This window comes from Synechococcus elongatus PCC 11801, assembly GCF_003846445.2.
GTDB lineage: Bacteria > Cyanobacteriota > Cyanobacteriia > Synechococcales > Synechococcaceae > Synechococcus > Synechococcus elongatus_A.
This window is the reverse complement of sequence record NZ_CP030139.2, coordinates 1612923-1629416: the sequence shown is the minus strand read 5'-3', so window position 1 is coordinate 1629416 and position 16494 is coordinate 1612923. Positions and strand designations below refer to the sequence as shown.

Below are 16494 nucleotides of genomic sequence, written 5' to 3'. Positions count from 1 at the left end.
CCTCAACCAAATTTCAGTAAGTCACGACCGGTATGAGGCGGTTCCTGCTGATCGAGCAATGCCTGCAGCAAACTACGGATGCGATCGGCGGGCGGTGGGCAGCCCGGTAAGTAATGCTCGACCGCGACCAGCTCGTGAATTGGCGTGACGCGATCGATCAGCGGTGGCACAATCCCCGGCTCATTCGGCAGTTGCGGCGTCGTGTCCGCCAGCTCCAGATAGCCCCGTTCCAGCACGGCTGTTGTCGATTCGGTTCCCCAAAGATTGCGCATCCCCGGCACATTGGCATGAATCGCGCAGTCACCAAAGGAAACGAGAACGCGGGTGCGATCGCGGACTTGATGCAGCAGCTCCAAATTGTCGAGATTGGCGACTGCACCCTCAATCAGACAGAGATCAACGCCTTCGGGATAGTCCTTGCGATCGGAAGCAACGGGACTGAAGACAACGTCGACTCGCTCCGCCAGATCAATCAGCCACTCGTCCAGATCCAAGAACGACATGTGGCAGCCCGAGCAACCTGCCAACCAAACCGTCGCCAGCTTTATCTTGTCCATCGCTGCTGTCCTCGGGCTTGGGCTAGGAAGGCCAACTTGTCGCGATCGCGGCTAATTTCGCCAGTAGTTTCGCCCTTGTGGAAGAGTGCACCAGTCGGGCAGGCATCAATGCACTTACCGCAGTTCGTGCAGGCATCGACTTCACCCCAGGGCTGATCCATGCCCGCGATAATCCGGCAATGCTCACCTCGCATCGCCACGTCCCAGACGTGCGCCCCTTCGATCTCGTCGCAGACGCGAACGCAGCGCGTGCAGAGAATGCAGCGGTTGTGATCCAGCCCAAAGAAGCGGTGGGACAGATCCACATCTCGCTTGGGATAGCGATAGGGATAGCGGCTGTGATCCATGCCGACAGCGATCGCGGCATCTTGCAGCTCACAGTTGCCATTGGCGACACAGATCGCACAGACGTGATTACCTTCTGCAAAAAACAGCTCGACGATCTGGCGGCGGTAGCTTTCAAGGCGTGGCGATCGCGTGTTGACCACCAAGCCTTCGCTGACTGGCAGTAGACAGGCCGGTTGCAGCTTCGGCGAACCTGCCACTTCGACGACACAGAGGCGACAAGCGCCAACGTCACTCACCCCTTGGAGATGGCAAAGCGTCGGAATCGGAATCCCAGCCTCACGAGCCACTTGCAGCACGGTTTGGCCAACGTTGGCTGCTAGCTCTTGATCATCAATCTGTAAGGTGACGACAGACATAGGCGGAGTCACCGCAGGGAATGCCTGACCCACAGGAGGCCAGTCGCCTCTATCCTGCCCAGTGCTAGCTCTGAGCGTCCAAAACTGAAACAGAGGCTTTAGATTCGCGATCGCCCCTGTCCCTTGCAGACTAGAGATCGGGGGCAGGAGCGGAATGGATGTCGCAGAATCCCATTTATTTGGACTATCACGCCACCACGCCCGTCGATTCGCGGGTGGTCACTGCGATGCAGCCGTTTTGGAGCGAGCAGTTTGGCAATCCCGCCAGCCGCAGTCATCGCTATGGCCTCGAAGCGGCGGCAGCCGTACAAGTCGCGCGGGAAACTCTGGCAACGGCGATCGCGGCACAACCCGAGGAGCTGATCTTTTGCAGTGGTGCCACGGAAGCCAACAATCTAGCGATCAAAGGTGTGGCCGAAGCGCAACATCAGAAGGGCCGGCACCTGATCGCTGTGGCGACGGAGCATCAAGCCGTGCTGGCTCCCTGTCGCTACTTGGAATCGCTGGGCTTTCAACTGACCGTCTTACCCGTCGATTCCCAAGGGTTGATCAGCGTTGAGCAAGTCGCCAACGCCCTCCGTCCCGACACAATTCTGGTTTCCGTGATGGCGGCCAACAACGAGATTGGCGTGCTGCAACCAATCGCAGAAATCGGAGCCCTCTGTCGCGATCGCGGGGTGGTTTTCCACTGCGATGCAGCGCAAGCCCTCGGGCGGATTCCGCTCAACGTCCATGACCTCAACGTCGATCTGCTCTCGCTCAGCAGCCACAAAGTCTATGGCCCCAAAGGAATTGGGTTGCTATACCGGCGCTCGGGCCTAGCGATCGCGCCACAAATGCACGGCGGCAGTCAGGAACAAGGACTCCGAGCCGGAACGCTTGCACCGGCTCTGATTGTTGGTTTTGCCAAAGCTGCGGAACTAGCAGTTGCCGAACAATCCACCGAATCGATCCGGCTACAGACCTTGCGCGATCGCCTCTGGCAAGAACTGCAGGCGATCGGTGGACTGCATCTCAACGGCGATGACCAACAACGCCTGCCCGGCAACCTCAACTTCAGCATCGAAGGCATCGATCCCAGTCGCCTCATCCAGCGACTTCGAGCAGCGATCGCGGTTTCCTCGGGTTCAGCCTGTAGTTCTGGCAATGCCGAGCCTTCCCACGTGCTGACTGCGATCGGGCGATCGCCCGACCTCGCTCGTGCCTCGCTGCGGATTGGTCTAGGCCGCTTCACCACTGCCGAGGAGATCGATCGCACGCTGGAGATTTTGATCTCTGCGATTCAAGCCGAGCGATCGCGCCTCACGAGCCACAAAAAAGGCTGACCCGATTCGAGTCAGCCCCATTGAAATTTAGAGATTCAGTCGAGACTAGAGTGCTGCGACTTGAATTTCGACTTCAGCGGTCACATCAGCGTGCAGTTTGACTTGCACTTTGTAGAAGCCCAGCTTGTGGATTTCCGGCAAGGTGATTTCGCGACGATCCACTTCTTGGGTGGTCGCCACTTGGATTGCTTCAGCTACATCACCATTGGTGACAGTCCCGAAGATCGCTTCGCCTTCGCCAACTTGCTTCTTGATCACAAAGCGGCCGATGGTTTCCAGCGCAGTTTTGCGAGCGACGGCAGCTTCTTTCTCAGCCACCAAGCGAGCCGCTTCACGAGCACGGCGGAATTCAACCTGCTTGAGCACACCGCGGGTCACCGGTTGCGCTAAGCCTTGGGGCAGCAAGAAGTTGCGAGCATAGCCCGGTGCAACTTCTACGAGGTCGCCATCGCGCCCCAATTTGTAGACATCTTGACTGAGAACGACTTGAACTCGCTTGGCCATGACTGCAATTCCGTGGGCTAATCCTTCTGGACACTTCCCGGCCTGTCGCTTTCTGTGATGAAGCCTTAGTCCGGAGACTCTCGCTTCGTCGGGAGTGTGAGTGGTTCCCTCGGCGAGCAAAGAAACCGCAGAACGGTTTCTGTCTGAATGTGAGCGTGTTACTGGTAGCTGCATCAAAACAGCGTTTAGCAACGCACACTGATTGAGAGCGGTAGTGAACCCGCAAACGCATATTATGACGCAAAGTCGCTCGGTTTTCGAGAGCGATCGCACGAATTGAACGGTTTCTGTGGAGTCAGGTCTCTACAATCAGAAGGGCTTTCACCACCGTCCTTTGCCTGCCCAGATTGAATTTCGTCCTGCTCAGCTTGATGACCGAGAAGCGATCGCAAAATTGCTCTCGGCTAGTTTTCATCGCCATCTCGGCACGGATAGCTGGCTCTACTGGCTGCTTTATCTGAGTATTCAATCCGACCTCAAGCAGCGGCTACAGCGCCGCAAGTCCGGCTACGACTGCTGGATCGCGATCGCCGATGGTGCGATCGCTGGTGTCATTGAGCTGGAACTCAAACAGGATTGGCCCTGGCAAACCGCCTATCCCTATTGCTCCAATCTGGCCGTTGCTGAGGCTTGGCGACGCCAAGGACTCGCCAGCCAACTCCTCCGTCATGCCGAACAAACCGCCCAAGCTTGGGGCAGCCCGCAGGTTTACCTGCATGTTCTGGAGAGCAACTATCGGGCGCGATCGCTCTATGCCAAGCAGGGCTACAGCCTGCAAAAACGCGATCGCACTTGGCAAGCCTGGATCACTGGTGGCTCTTGGCGCCTCTTTCTGTCCAAGCCCCTCTAAAGCAGAATTCCTGTCCAGATCCCAGCTCCTCTTCCAACTATCGGATAAGAAAACAACCCCTGACGATACTTCATCAGGGGCGATTCAAATCAACAGTTTGAGTGCGATTAGTTATTCGGCGACGCCACTTTAATCTTGCGAGCCAGACCCACCTTCTTCAGACCGCAGATGATCAACCAAGTCAGGTCAAATTCCCACCACTGCAAACCATGACGGGCTGAGTATTGGTAGGCATGGTGGTTGTTGTGCCAGCCTTCACCAAAGGCCAACAGTGCAACCCACCAGCAGTTAGTAGACTTATCGCCCGACTCATGGGAGCGGTAGCCAAACTTGTGGGTGGCACTATTTACCAGCCAAGTGACGTGGTAGACCACCACCAAGCGCACGAAGATGCCCCAGATGACAAAGGACCAGCCGTTACCAACCCACGCTTCGCCCCAGGCATAGAGCAGAACGGCCAACAGTACCTGGATGCCGAAGAAGTAGTTGTTGCAGAAGCGATAGACCGGATCGTTAGCGATATCCTTCGTAAACTTATCGACTTCTTTGCGAGCCGGAATTTCGTAGATCATCCACAAAAAATGGCTCCAGAGGAAGCCTTTGTTGGAATCGTGGTGATCGACGTCTTGGTCAGAATGCAAGTGATGGTGGCGGTGCAGGCCAATCCACTCAATCGGGCCGTGTTGCATCGCCAGCGTGCCGCACAGCACAAGCAGATATTCCAGCCATTTGGGAACTTCAAAGCTGCGGTGCGAAATTAGCCGGTGCCAGCCTAGGGTGATGCCAAAACAACCGGTAATGTAATACAGCGCAACCATCACGCCCACAGCAGGCCAATTAAAGTTGGCCGGCAGGAACGCTAACAGTGCTCCAATGTGAATGGCGACCATGAACAGGGCGGTCGGCCAGTTGAAGGCAAGCTTGGGTCGGATAGCAAGGGTCATTCAGCGGTGTCGAGTTCTAAATCAATTCAGCCTTTGAGCTGCTTTTCGTCCGTCAATCGCACTTTGAAGTTAAACCGCTGAGGCATGGAAATGATCACTCCCCAGCTTGTTTCTGAAGCAGAAGCAGAGCTGCTACAGATTTTTGTCGGTCTTGACGTTCAGGTCAAGGAAAACCTAGGACGGGTTTTGGAAGCGTTTCGGGCCGAGCGGGTCGGCGTTCATCACTTCGCGGGGGTTAGTGGCTATGGCCACGATGATCTTGGGCGGGAAACCCTCGACCGTCTCTATGCTCGCGTATTCGGAGCCGAAGCTGCAGCGGTCAGGATCCAGTTTGTCTCTGGAACCCATGCGATCGCCGCTGCACTTTATGGCGTTTTGCGGCCTGGGGATGAGCTTTTAGCGATCGCGGGTGCTCCTTACGACACCTTGGAAGAAGTGATTGGCACTCGTGGTGAAGGCCAAGGATCCCTCAAGGATTTTGGGGTGAGCTACCGGGAACTAGCCCTGACAGAGTCTGGTGAGATCGATTGGCAAGCACTGGCAACAGCAATTCGCCCCAACACTCGCCTTGCCTTAATTCAGCGCTCCTGTGGCTATTCTTGGCGACGCAGCCTCAGTATTGATGACATTGCGCGGATTGTGGATCTAGTCAAGTCACAAAACCCTGACACGGTCTGCTTTGTCGACAACTGCTATGGCGAATTTATCGAAACCCGCGAACCGACGATGGTCGGCGCGGATCTGATGGCCGGGTCGCTGATCAAAAATCCAGGCGGCACCATCGCACCAGCCGGTGGCTATGTAGCGGGGCGAGCTGACTTGGTGGAAGCAGCGGCCTGCCGCTTGACCGCTCCCGGCATTGGTAGCAGTGGTGGTGCCACCTTTGACCAAAATCGGTTGCTGTTTCAGGGCTTGTTCCTTGCCCCGCAAATGGTCGCTGAGGCGATGAAGGGTAGCCACTTGATTGCTTGGGTATGCGATCGCCTCGGCTATCCGGTGCAACCCGACCCATGGGAACCCCGCCGCGATGTGATTCAGGCAGTTCGTTTAGGCAGTGCCGAAAAACTGATTGCCTTTTGTCGGGCGATTCAGCAGCATTCTCCAATCGGGGCCTATCTCGACCCCGTACCCGCACCGATGCCAGGCTACGAAAGCGATCTCGTGATGGCTGGCGGTACCTTCATTGATGGCAGCACCTCGGAGTTTTCCGCCGATGGACCTCTGCGCGAACCGTACACTGTCTTTTGCCAAGGGGGCAGCCACCATGCACAGGTTGCGATCGCCTTGGAAGCTGCAATCGCTGCGATCGGTCCGGCTTGAAAGCGATCGCTAGACTACAGGGCAAGCTTCGCCTACTGCCGTTGGCATGATTCTGCTGCGTCTTCAGCTGCACCACTTCCTCAGCTACCGGGAGGCTGATCTCGCACTCGGTCGGCAGCTGGTGGTTTTGACTGGGGCTCCTGGTACTGGCAAAACGGCACTACTGGAGGCGATCGCTTGGGGGCTTTGGGGCAAGAGTCAACGCGGTGAGAGCAGTGACCTGATCCACAGTGCTGCGGACGAAATGCAGGTCAGCCTGCAGTTTCAGCAGGGCGAACATCAATTTCGAGTGCAACGGCGGCACGATCGCCAAGCAGGGACTGACCTCCAGGTCTGGCAGCGCAGTCATGATGATCAGCCTTGGTCCAATTGGGCGCAGCCGACGCTGACGGCTAGGCAAGCACGGCTCAGCCAAGTCCTTGGCTGGGATTATGCGGGCTTTTGTCAAACGGTTTATGCGCCCCAAGGACAGCCATCGCCTTGGGTACGGCGATCGCCTAGCAATCGCTATCAGCAACTCGTCCAGATCTTGCAACTGGAAACACTCACGCCGCTCGTGTTAGCAGCCCGCGATCGCGATCGCAGTTTGGAGGCGGAAGCTCAATGGTTTGCAGCCCAACTGCAACAGCTGCAGCAGGAAGCTGAGCAACAGCAGCAGATCGCTCAGGAGCGATCGCAGCGATCCCAGCACTTATCCGATCTCCAGCAGCAGCAAGCTGCTCTGGTGCAACAACTCCAGTCCTTGAATCAGCAGTGGCGGGCTGCCGAGCAACAGCAGCGCGATCACCAAGCTCTGATCTACCAGCTCCACCAGCTACAGGAGCAGATCGCCGAACAGCAACGCTTACTGGACGACAATCAGCAGCGCCAAGCGCAAGCGCAGCAGATCCTGACTCGTGCCCTCAGCATTCGGGCGGAATGGCAACAGTGGCAGCACACCCAGCAGCAAGCCAACCGCTGGTCGCAGCACACTGAAGCGCTACAAGCCTTGACCGAACAACTTCAGCAGGTGCAAGCCCAGTACGATGTCACTGTCCTGCAGCACCAGCAGGCGATCGTCGTGCTCCAACAGCAGGTGCAGGAGGGCCAAGCGGCGCTAACCCAGATTGAGCCGCTGCTACAACAGGCAACCACGATCGCGGCGGGCTATCAACAGCTTCAGCAGGCGCGACAGGAACTCGCCCAAGCGCAACAGCGGCAAGCGGTGGCTCAGCCCCTGCTCGATCAGCGGCAACAGGTACAAGCCCAGCTCGAACAGGCTCGCATTCGCCTGCAGGCCCATCTGGAAGATTTGCAAGGACAGCGCTTGCAACTTCGACAGCAGCACCGCGATCGCAGCGAACTAGAGCAAGCCCTTACGGCCGTCAGCCAAACGATTGCGCAACTGGAGCAACACCAGCGCTATCGCGACCAAGTGCAGGAAAAGCAGCAGGAGCGCCGCAACTTTCTAGCGCGTCTTCAAGCGCGACAGCGCGACTACGAAGCGCAGCTAGCCGAATTGGAGGCTCAGGCGAATGCGATCGCTCCCCATGGCCCCTGCCCGCTCTGCGACCAGTCGCTGGATGCTGATCATTGGCAGCATGTGCAGCAGCGCTATCAACAGCAGCAGACTGAGATCCAAAACCTAATCTGGGTAATCTGCGAGCAATTTGCAGTCTCTGAGCGAGAAATTCAGGTGCTGCGGCAGGAATATCGCGATCGCGCCATTGACCTCGAACCCTACAGTCAAGCCCTCGAAGAGCGCGGCAAGCTCCAAGCTCAGCTCTTGGCGCACACCGAACAAGCACAACAACTGCAGCAGATCGATCAGCAGATTCAAACCCTTGAGCGCAGCCTCGCTGCCGGCGATTTTGCGCCGGACTTACAGCGGCGGGTGCGGCAGCTCGATCGCCAAATTCAGGATCTGGGTTACCGCGATCGCGACCTCAGCCTGGCTCAGCAAGCGATCGACCAGTGGCAGGCGATCGCTGAACGCTATGCGGCTCTGCAGACGGCCCAAGCCCAGCAGCAGCACTGGCAGCAAGAACTCGCCCGCTTAGAAGTCCAATACCGCGATCGCCAACAGGCCCTCAACCAGCTGCCCGACAGTCCCCTCGGTCAGCATTTACGACAGCTGCAGCGCCAGCATCAACAGGTGGAAGCCACCTTGCGCGGTCTGACGGCTCCCCCAGCCGCCACTACGAGACAGGAGGTGGCTGAGCGCTACCAAGCGCTGCTAGAGGCAGAGCAGACCCTGCCTCGGCTGCAGGCTGAACAGGCCGGACTGGAAGCCGACCTCCAGCAGCTGCAACAGCGGTTAACTGATTGCTTGCGTCAACAAGCTGCGATCGCTCCAGCCGATGATCGCCAAACCCTCCAGACTGCGATCACCACTCTGCAAGCCCAGATTCAAGCCTTACAAGCAGAGCAAGCTAGCCAAGAGCAGGCGATCGCCCAACAGCCCGAGACTCGTGATCCGGGGATCATTCAGGCTCAACTCCACCGCACTCAAGAGCGTCTGCAGCTGATCGCACAGGAACGGCAGCCCGCCCAACAGCTTGCTGCGCTCTGCGATCGCCCCGATTGGACAGTGCCCTTGATAAACCAATGGCTCCCCCATCTTCAGGCGCGCTGCCAAGACTGGCTCGATCGCTTGGGCTGGAGACAGGGGGCGCTACAGTGGCAGGTGATTACGACTGATCACGGCATTCTCGGTCTGCAACTCAGCCTGCACACCGATCAGGGCGATCGCCGGGTCAATACTTGCTCCGACAGCGAAACCCGTCTCCTAGATCTCGCCATTCGCCTCAGTTTGGTGCAGCTGTTGGCACAACACCCTAATCGCTCGGGAACGTTGCTCCTCTGGGATGAACCCTTTGCAGGACTCGATAACGAACAGCAATCAGTGCTGCTGACAGCAATCAGTGCTGCTCTGGAGCAGGGCTTGATGGTGGCACAGGAACGAGAGCTGCCAGCGATCGCGGCTCCCCACTGGCAGGTGATCATGCGGGATCAGCAGTCGCAAATCCTGTCTACAGCAAACGCGATCGCTACGCTCGAAACGAAATAGGTTTGCTCAGGAGCAAAAGCGAGTCTGTGAGCCCTCTCTAGCCCTGACTCTTGTGTTGCCTATCCTGACTGGGGATCATTTCCATCTTCCCAAGTCACTTCTGGATTGAGGAGATCCACCAGCAAGTAGAGACAGGTTTCGGGAAAGGTTGCCAAAGGTAGGCCAGTTTCGATCGCAGCTTCAAGGCGTGATTTGAGGCTAGGGCTCTCATCCAAGAGCTGCTCAATTGCAAGCTGTTAATGAGCCATCGAAATTTGCCAGCAGCGACTGCGGCGATCGGGCTGATAGTGCCCTTTCAAGTGATGGAGGGTCAGCTGCTTAAGTGCCGAGACCAAAGCCCGACACTCGCTTTAGCCCAAGTCGGCAATCTCCTCAATCACGTTGGCCCAATCCACTTGCCTGTAGCGACTGAGGGGCATGAGTGTCCTGCGGTGAGCGATCGCAGTCTCCCTAGAGGGGATTGCGGGGTTTGAGAAGCGACGGTTTATTCGGAGATGGCTGCGGTGTTGGGGCTTGCAGCTCTGATACCTTGCAGTCTTTTTTGAGGAACAGTTCTGTGAGATGTTCGCGGCGGGCGGTGGCAGTACCCAACTCACTGCCGAGCTTCATCAACTGCCCTTGCGTAGCTTCCATCTCAGCCATTTGGGCATCAATCGCGTTGAATTGAGCGTCTTGCGCAGCAGAGCTGGCCAAACTCCCGACGGTGCCTGCGATAAATCCTGCCCCAGGGATGAGACCAGCCAAGCCGGTAATGGTGTTGATAGCACCGGCAGCACCGCCTGCTCCTCGTGCAGCTGCAGCCATGTCCCGTGCACTCTGGCTCACCTTGGTCATCAGCGCTTCATATTCGCTTTGGCGCTGAACAATGGTTTTTTCGAGGTCGGAAACTTCGGCATAGAGCTGATTGCAGGTTAGCTCTCCATCCCCGAGTTTTTTGACAGGCCCGGTGGGGAAGGCTCCGCCAAAGTCGGGATCAGTCAGGAGCGGGTCAAAATCTTGGGCAAAGGCAGCGGTACTCGAACCCAGCAGAAAGGAAATCAGGAAGGACTGAGCTAGGAGGCGTCGCATGAAGAGATCTCCCTGGGAGTAAATGTGAGCTAAGGCCTAGAGCGATCGCTGCCCTTGAGGTATGGACTAATTTACGCAGCGGCTTGCAGTTGGTCGAGGCGCAGCCAGACGTTGGGTGTGGGACGTGAGAAGCGCACTAGGGCATAGTCGCCTTTGATGTCAAGGATTTCGCCGTTAGTTTCGAGGATGTAGCTGGGGATGCGAGCGTCGCTGGCCAGTAGCTCAACACTGCCTTCAAGTTCAGTGGCGATCGCGCGGACAAGGGAACCTTTCTTGAGATCTGCAGCCATAGCATCGGTTTGGGAGGAAATACGCTCCTCATTGTAGGCAGCGGGAGCGATCGCGAAAAAAGAACTGTAGAAAACAGCATAGTGAGCCGTAACCATCAGGATTAATGATTAATGCGGTTCGGGGGAGTATCTGAATGTAGGCACTAGGTGCTCAACGACTGAAGAGACCAGTTGATTCATTAGGTTGAAGAATTGCTTGTCCGAACCTTTGTTGATTGAATGATTCTGAGCTCTTGCTAGTTGTAGCCTAGTTTTACGAGTAAGTAGCTACTATTGGTACTGGGGAATAAAGCTGAAATTAGATCAGCTTTTGTATTGGGCTCTAATTATTTGTTTGAAATCGATTCTGTCAAGAGAGTTACAAGTAAAGCTTAGGAATTAGTCCTCTGACCGTAAGGGAAACACTGTCAGTCTCACAAAGTAGCCATGGCTAAGCCCCTCAGGTCTCGATGGAAGTTTATGAATAATGACAGCAGGGGAGGGGAAGATTGAGCTTTCTATCTTTTGCGTCATTGAAAGCACAGTCTTCCAAAGATTCGGCATGATGGAGTTGTAGGGATCAATTGCTGTATGGCAGGTGTTGATCATGAAAGTGCAAGAGTGGCTAGGTAAACGGACACGGACGCGGCGGCGTTCTCGGCATCCCAAGGGTTATGTTTTAGGAATTGTCGTTGGCTTGGGAATTATCCTTGTCGTCTCTAGCACTGCATTGCTCGTTCGGGCAGCTTCGGAACGGACTTCAAGTCAACAAGATCCACAGGCTGTTGCTGCTCGAATCAATGCTGAAAATGGTCTTGACTTTCTGTTTACTCAATTAAATCGGCAATACAATTTTTTGGCTGATGTCGATAAGTCTCAGTGGGATGATCGTTATGCTTTGCTTGAAAGATATGTCCAAGTCTTAAATACGATTAAAAACAGTGGTCAGTCCGGCACTTGTGGCGGTGTTTCGCAGATTGATGCAACCAAAGCAGCATCGATCCTTTCTGGTATAGAGGGGCTGGCGGCTAATCGGCCAAGTTGGGTTACAAATGCAGCTGCAGCCGGTGATTTTCAGGAGTCGCTACTCACCCAAAATGCGGCAGGTCGCAGTTTCTTGCTGATTCTCCTACCAACCAAGTCTTCTTGGATGGTGTAGCAGCAATCCCTGCACTTGAACCTCTGCCTGTAGCTTGTACTTCACGCGTAGCTGGCTATACAGAAACTAGTGTTTCTACAAGTGGTATGAGGACTGATATCAATAATACTTCTCGCCGCTCGGTACAAATTTATTTGGGATTACCTCTAGAACGCCGAATTGCGGCAACCAATCTTTCCTGTGCCGATATCATTGCAAAAATTCGCAGTTAGTTAAACTAAAAATAATAGCAATTTTTGGATTTTATTAGGTAGCTGTAGTTTGTTTATTAGTTAATCCGATCAATTACACAAGTCCCACCAATCATGCGACCAGTTCGCACCAATCCTTGTGGTGCTGCAACTTGTACGCAACGCTGGAAAGCAGGACTTTTAGTATTGCTGAGCCGAATACTTGCAACGCTAATTGGATTCGTTCCACTTAAGATCCTGACATTGCCCGTTCCGTAAGCAACAATACTGACACCATTAAAATTGTTGTCAGCAATCGTTGTCTCAGATGGAAAAGAGCGACTATTTAGCAATCAATTAGGGTTTTTGCAGGAGTAATTCTTCGAATAATTCTTGTCACAGTAATATCACTCGACAAAAGTTTACATCCTTCTTCTATATTTGTCCGCTGAGTCTCACGTACCATTTCTAGAATGGATGCTTAAACTTCGCTCGTAGCTTGATTCGTTTGTTGTTGTCCAACAAAGCCTGCCAAGCTTGGTGTGGCAACTGCTGCCAGAATGCCGACAATGATAATCACAATTAAAATTTCAGTGATTGTAAAACCTTGGGATCGCGAGGTGCGGGTCAAAATAGAAGTTGAGCAGTTGCCGTTGCCAAACTGGATTAAACTTTGCTATGGCTGACTCTTCCATCCCAACGCGATCGCAGCATACCCCCATTCTCTCAAACTAGACTAGGATCCGCTCAGGATTCGCGATCAAATGATGTTCTGCGACAAGAGTCAGCTCATGATTAACCAGAGCCGACTCCTAAAAAAGATGCGATAGTTATAGCCAAACAATAATTAATGACTCTTTTTTAATCACTGGGTTATCTCCAACAATACCCAGACCATTTTCAACATGGCCTAACGACTCCTAAAGATCAGTTAACTACTCTCTACGAGTAGCTTGTGGGCCCCAATGACCTATAAGAAGATGGTTTGCTGATTCTGCTGATCAATGTCGCTACTGCATTTGCGATCGCTTGTTGCCTCTCCTGGATCCTATGCAAAGTGTCAGAGTAGAAGGAGAGCCACTAGGAGGCAGGGCTATGACCGACGTACTGCCCACCATTGAACTGTTTGATGGCATTGCCGAAGACCTAGATAACGTCAGCCTACGGCGCGATCGCCAGACCGGCAGCCGCAACGTCTTGCTTCGATTTCGTGCCCTCAAAGCCCTCGATCGCTTTAACAGCTTTAGGAGCCGCTTTTCCAAGGCCATTCGGCTTACTGATAGTGAAGGCGCGATCGAACTCTGGCCTGACTCCTCCAAACTCGTGTTTGGCGGGGATGACGGCGATGAACTCGATCGCGTCGAGTTTGTCATCCCGATCGACAATGAAGACCACTGGCAACGCTTCATGCGCTTTATGGAGCGCTACGCTGCGGCCAATGGCATGACCTACGGCGATCGCCAGCCATAACGACGGGAGATTTAGGTGTGAAGATTGCGATTACGGGCGCGACAGGCTTTGTCGGTCGTCGTCTAGTCGAGCGGTTGCAGGCCGAGGGGCACGAGCTACGGATCCTCAGTCAACGACCTACGGTTGCGCAGCAACTGACGGGTTGCCAAGTGTTTGATGCCGCCGATCAGGCAAGCTGGCTGGCTGCTGTAGAAGGTGCTGATGCGGTTATCAACCTAGCCGGTGAACCGATCGCTGAACAGCGCTGGACGCCTGCGCAAAAACAACGCCTCAAGGATAGTCGGGTACAAACTACACGGGCCTTGGTCAGTGCGATCGCTGCCGCCCAGCAAAAACCGGCAGTCCTCGTCAGTGCCTCGGCCATTGGCTACTACGGGACCAGTGAAACTGCGCAATTCAGCGAAGATAGCTCTGCTGGGCAGGATTACCTCGCGGAAATTTGCCAAGCTTGGGAACAAGAAGCTCAAGCAGTCACGGCTAGCGGTACCCGCCTAGTGACATTGCGGATTGGTATCGTTGTTGGTCCGGGTGGCGCAATTGGCAAGATGCTTGGCCCCTTCAAGTTGTTTGCGGGCGGTCCCATCGGTAGCGGTCAGCAGTGGGTTTCTTGGATTCAACGCGAAGATTTAGTCTCGCTGATTCTTGAGGCGATCGCCAATCCCAGCTATCAGGGCACCTACAACGCCACGGCCCCGCAGCCGGTGCGGATGATGGAACTGAGCCGAATTCTCGGGGAAGTGCTGCAACGACCCTCTTGGTTGCCGGTGCCGGGTTTTGCCTTGGAAGCCTTGTTGGGTGAAGGGGCGTTGCTCGTGCTCGAAGGTCAACAAGTGCTGCCAAAGCGCTTAGAGACGAGTGGCTTCCAATTCCGCTATCCCGATCTCAAGTCGGCCCTGCAGCAATTCCTGCCCTAACTCACCACCTGCACTGGAGCGATCGCTATGGGTGTGAGCGATCGCTTCAAGATCACCCATTGGATAGCACCACAGATCACAGTCAAGCCGCAGAGGATGAACGTCGGCGCAGCAACCACTCCGACGGCCCACCAGCTGTAGACGTGCAGCACCATCAAGATCGCGGGGAGAGAACCCGCTAAGGCTAAGCTGCGTTGCCAAACGCGGGGAGCTTCTGCCAAGACCAGCAAAATCGCACTAAAGGTCAGCAGGATGGTCAGCGGCACCAGTGCCCCACAGAGGGCAATACAGTGCTCACGCGAAAACATCGACAGACTGCACAACCAAGACACGCGATCGCGAACTCCTAGCGAGACAGAGACAAGCCGCTGAACAACAGGGCTAGGCAATTAGCCTAACGTTGATGCGGGCGAAAGGCCTTGAAACGTAACGATCGGTGAGTATTCGCTCAGGTTGGAATGAGCTGCGATCGCGCCTAGGTCGTAGACTCTAAGCGCTGCCGAACGGTGGCTAGAGCTGAGCGCACTTGCTCAAAACCTGTTCCACCTTGACTGTTGCGAGCCGCAACTACTTGTCGCGGGGCGATCGCCTCGTAAATGTCCGCCTCAAATTGTGGATGCAGTGCTTGCCACTCGTCCAAGCTCAAATCCTTGAGCAACTTACCCTGCGCTAAGCAGGTGCGGACAACACGACCCACTAAGTTATAGGCTTCGCGGAAAGGAACGCCCCGTGCGGCCAAATAATCCGCCACGTCCGTGGCATTGGAAAAGTCAGATTCGACCGCCGCGGCTAGGTGATCGGGCTGGAAGCTCAGCCCCTCTGCGAACAAGATCGTCATCGCTTCGAGACAACTTTCCACGGTTTGCACCGCATCAAACAAGCCTTCTTTGTCTTCCTGCAAGTCTTTGTTGTAGGCCAGTGGCAAACCTTTCAAGACTACGAGCATGGCTTGCAGATGCCCAAACACCCGTCCTGTTTTACCGCGCACCAGTTCCGGCACATCAGGGTTTTTCTTCTGGGGCATGATGCTGGAGCCGGTCGCGCAGCGATCGCTGAGGCGGACAAAGCGAAACTCCTCAGAAGCCCAGAGAATCACCTCTTCCGCCAAACGGCTGAGGTGCACCATGATCAAGCTGGCTGCTGCCAAAAATTCGACTAAGCTGTCGCGATCGCTGACGGCATCCAAGCTGTTGGCATAAACCCGCTCAAAGCCCAGTAATTCCGCCGTCCGTTGGCGATTGATTGGGAAGGTCGTCCCCGCTAAGGCACCCGCACCCAAAGGAGACGTATTCAGGCGCTTGCGCAGATCGCCTAGCCGCTCCCAATCACGCTCTGCCATTTCTAAATAGGCGTGGAGATGGTGCGCCAAGCTCAAGGGTTGAGCTCGCTGCAAGTGGGTATAGCCAGGAATCAACGTCTCAACATGCTGCTCAGCTTGCGCCAGCAAAACCCGCTGATACTCCCGCAGCTGCTGCCGGATGCGATCGACGCGATCGCGCAGATAGAGCCTTGTATCTGTTCCGACTTGGTCGTTGCGCGATCGGGCGGTGTGCAGCTTCTTACCGACGTCACCCAGCAGTTCCGTCAGCCGCCGTTCGACAGCAAAATGGACGTCTTCTGCATCGAGTCCCGGTTGGAATTGACCCGCCCGATACTCGCTGCGAATTTGTTCGAGCCCCGCAACGATCGCTTCCCCTTCCTCGCGGCTGATAATGCCTTGCTCTGCCAGCATTTGGGCATGGGCCTGCGACCCCGTCAGGTCATATTCGATCAACGCCAAATCAAAGCCGATACTGGCGTTGAAAACCACGATCGCCGGATGGAGTGCTGTTTCGAAGCGATCGCTCCAAGGTTGTGGGGCAGCAGCTTGGGTCACCAGACTCTGTGTAGGGAAGGCCACAGGCAATCATAGCCCTGCCTGTCCCTTCCGCAGTGAGATTTCAGGGAGTGAGTCGAGCAGCTACGGTAGCCACTCATTGTGCTTCAGCCATAGCTCGTGAATTTGGCGACGAAGTAGCCAAAAGCCACGCCAAACAGCGCTGCCCACGCTTGACCAGAACTCACAAATCCATCCCAAGATTGACGGATGTTTTGAATGACATCACTATTGCTGACATCAATCGCGAACCAGACAGCTTCTAGCATCGTTGCGCTTCCACAAGGTTGTGCACAGATTGATTTAGGGCTTAAT

General features: G+C 55.2%; 18 protein-coding genes and 1 pseudogene. 7 read left to right on the top strand and 12 right to left on the bottom strand.

What is annotated here, in order from left to right:
* Window positions 1-2 precede the first annotated feature (2 nt).
* Window positions 3-557 (bottom strand): oxidoreductase, encoded by a 555-nt coding sequence (locus DOP62_RS07955; protein ID WP_208675790.1) that lies wholly within the window; start codon window positions 555-557, stop codon window positions 3-5.
* Window positions 545-1261, bottom strand: coding sequence for a bidirectional hydrogenase complex protein HoxU (hoxU, locus tag DOP62_RS07950; RefSeq protein WP_208675792.1), 717 nt, complete (start codon window positions 1259-1261; stop codon window positions 545-547). Before hoxU ends, DOP62_RS07955 begins: the two co-directional genes overlap by 13 nt.
* Before the next feature lie 158 nt (window positions 1262-1419).
* Here hoxU and DOP62_RS07945 point away from each other — a divergent pair, with 158 nt between their 5' ends.
* Entirely contained in the window at window positions 1420-2586 is a 1167-nt protein-coding gene (locus DOP62_RS07945) for a cysteine desulfurase family protein (RefSeq protein ID WP_208675794.1), read from the top strand.
* A 45-nt stretch (window positions 2587-2631) separates the two neighbouring features.
* On the opposite strand, the gene rplI is transcribed toward DOP62_RS07945, so the two are convergent.
* The gene (rplI, locus tag DOP62_RS07940) at window positions 2632-3090 is read right to left on the bottom strand and encodes a 50S ribosomal protein L9 (protein ID WP_208675796.1); all 459 of its coding nucleotides are present in this window, start codon (window positions 3088-3090) and stop codon (window positions 2632-2634) included.
* A gap of 289 nt (window positions 3091-3379) precedes the next feature.
* On the opposite strand from rplI, the gene DOP62_RS07935 reads away from it, so the two are divergent.
* On the top strand, window positions 3380-3940 hold the full coding sequence (locus DOP62_RS07935) for a GNAT family N-acetyltransferase (protein ID WP_208675798.1): 561 nt from the start codon (window positions 3380-3382) through the stop codon (window positions 3938-3940).
* A gap of 107 nt (window positions 3941-4047) precedes the next feature.
* Here the strand turns inward: DOP62_RS07935 and DOP62_RS07930 are convergent, their stop codons facing one another.
* Window positions 4048-4884, bottom strand: a complete 837-nt coding sequence (locus tag DOP62_RS07930; RefSeq protein WP_208675800.1) for an acyl-CoA desaturase — start codon at window positions 4882-4884, stop codon at window positions 4048-4050.
* A gap of 84 nt (window positions 4885-4968) precedes the next feature.
* Between DOP62_RS07930 and DOP62_RS07925 the strand changes: the two genes are divergently transcribed.
* On the top strand, window positions 4969-6204 hold the full coding sequence (locus tag DOP62_RS07925) for an aminotransferase class I/II-fold pyridoxal phosphate-dependent enzyme (protein ID WP_425336545.1): 1236 nt from the start codon (window positions 4969-4971) through the stop codon (window positions 6202-6204).
* A 46-nt stretch (window positions 6205-6250) separates the two neighbouring features.
* Window positions 6251-9253 carry an AAA family ATPase gene (locus DOP62_RS07920; RefSeq protein ID WP_208675804.1) on the top strand — a complete coding sequence of 1001 codons (3003 nt, stop codon included), beginning with the start codon at window positions 6251-6253 and terminating at the stop codon, window positions 9251-9253.
* Window positions 9254-9312: 59 nt separating this feature from the next.
* Here the strand turns inward: DOP62_RS07920 and DOP62_RS07915 are convergent, their stop codons facing one another.
* The 4 genes and pseudogenes from DOP62_RS07915 to DOP62_RS07900 all read right to left on the bottom strand — a co-directional run bounded on the left by DOP62_RS07915 (window position 9313) and on the right by DOP62_RS07900 (window position 10611).
* Window positions 9313-9468: a DUF29 domain-containing protein gene (locus tag DOP62_RS07915; RefSeq protein ID WP_261790001.1), complete on the bottom strand. Its 156-nt coding sequence runs from the start codon at window positions 9466-9468 to the stop codon at window positions 9313-9315.
* A gap of 21 nt (window positions 9469-9489) precedes the next feature.
* Window positions 9490-9591: pseudogene (locus DOP62_RS07910) on the bottom strand (DUF29 family protein); the annotation flags it as partial.
* Between the two features lie 112 nt (window positions 9592-9703).
* On the bottom strand, window positions 9704-10321 hold the full coding sequence (locus tag DOP62_RS07905; protein WP_208675806.1) for a hypothetical protein: 618 nt from the start codon (window positions 10319-10321) through the stop codon (window positions 9704-9706).
* Between the two features lie 71 nt (window positions 10322-10392).
* Window positions 10393-10611 (bottom strand): NAD(P)H-quinone oxidoreductase subunit O, encoded by a 219-nt coding sequence (locus tag DOP62_RS07900; RefSeq protein WP_208675808.1) that lies wholly within the window; start codon window positions 10609-10611, stop codon window positions 10393-10395.
* A 586-nt stretch (window positions 10612-11197) separates the two neighbouring features.
* Between DOP62_RS07900 and DOP62_RS07895 the strand changes: the two genes are divergently transcribed.
* Entirely contained in the window at window positions 11198-11749 is a 552-nt protein-coding gene (locus tag DOP62_RS07895) for a hypothetical protein (RefSeq protein WP_208675810.1), read from the top strand.
* A 651-nt stretch (window positions 11750-12400) separates the two neighbouring features.
* On the opposite strand, the gene DOP62_RS07890 is transcribed toward DOP62_RS07895, so the two are convergent.
* Entirely contained in the window at window positions 12401-12550 is a 150-nt protein-coding gene (locus DOP62_RS07890) for a prepilin-type N-terminal cleavage/methylation domain-containing protein (protein ID WP_370538766.1), read from the bottom strand.
* Between the two features lie 464 nt (window positions 12551-13014).
* Between DOP62_RS07890 and psb28 the strand changes: the two genes are divergently transcribed.
* On the top strand, window positions 13015-13389 hold the full coding sequence (gene psb28 / locus DOP62_RS07885; protein ID WP_208675811.1) for a photosystem II reaction center protein Psb28: 375 nt from the start codon (window positions 13015-13017) through the stop codon (window positions 13387-13389).
* A gap of 17 nt (window positions 13390-13406) precedes the next feature.
* Complete coding sequence (gene thyD / locus DOP62_RS07880; protein WP_208675812.1) at window positions 13407-14303, top strand: thylakoid membrane protein ThyD; 897 nt, start codon at window positions 13407-13409, stop codon at window positions 14301-14303.
* On the opposite strand, the gene DOP62_RS07875 is transcribed toward thyD, so the two are convergent.
* The 3 genes from DOP62_RS07875 to DOP62_RS07865 form a co-directional block, all read right to left on the bottom strand.
* The gene (locus DOP62_RS07875) at window positions 14300-14611 is read right to left on the bottom strand and encodes a hypothetical protein (protein ID WP_261790002.1); all 312 of its coding nucleotides are present in this window, start codon (window positions 14609-14611) and stop codon (window positions 14300-14302) included. The two genes, thyD and DOP62_RS07875, sit on opposite strands and share 4 nt — an antisense overlap.
* A 167-nt stretch (window positions 14612-14778) precedes the next feature.
* The gene (gene argH, locus DOP62_RS07870) at window positions 14779-16179 is read right to left on the bottom strand and encodes an argininosuccinate lyase (RefSeq protein ID WP_208675814.1); all 1401 of its coding nucleotides are present in this window, start codon (window positions 16177-16179) and stop codon (window positions 14779-14781) included.
* Window positions 16180-16286: 107 nt separating this feature from the next.
* A complete protein-coding gene (locus tag DOP62_RS07865) occupies window positions 16287-16448 on the bottom strand; it encodes a hypothetical protein (protein ID WP_208675815.1) in 162 nt (53 codons plus the stop codon).
* Between the last annotated feature and the right edge of the window lie 46 nt (window positions 16449-16494).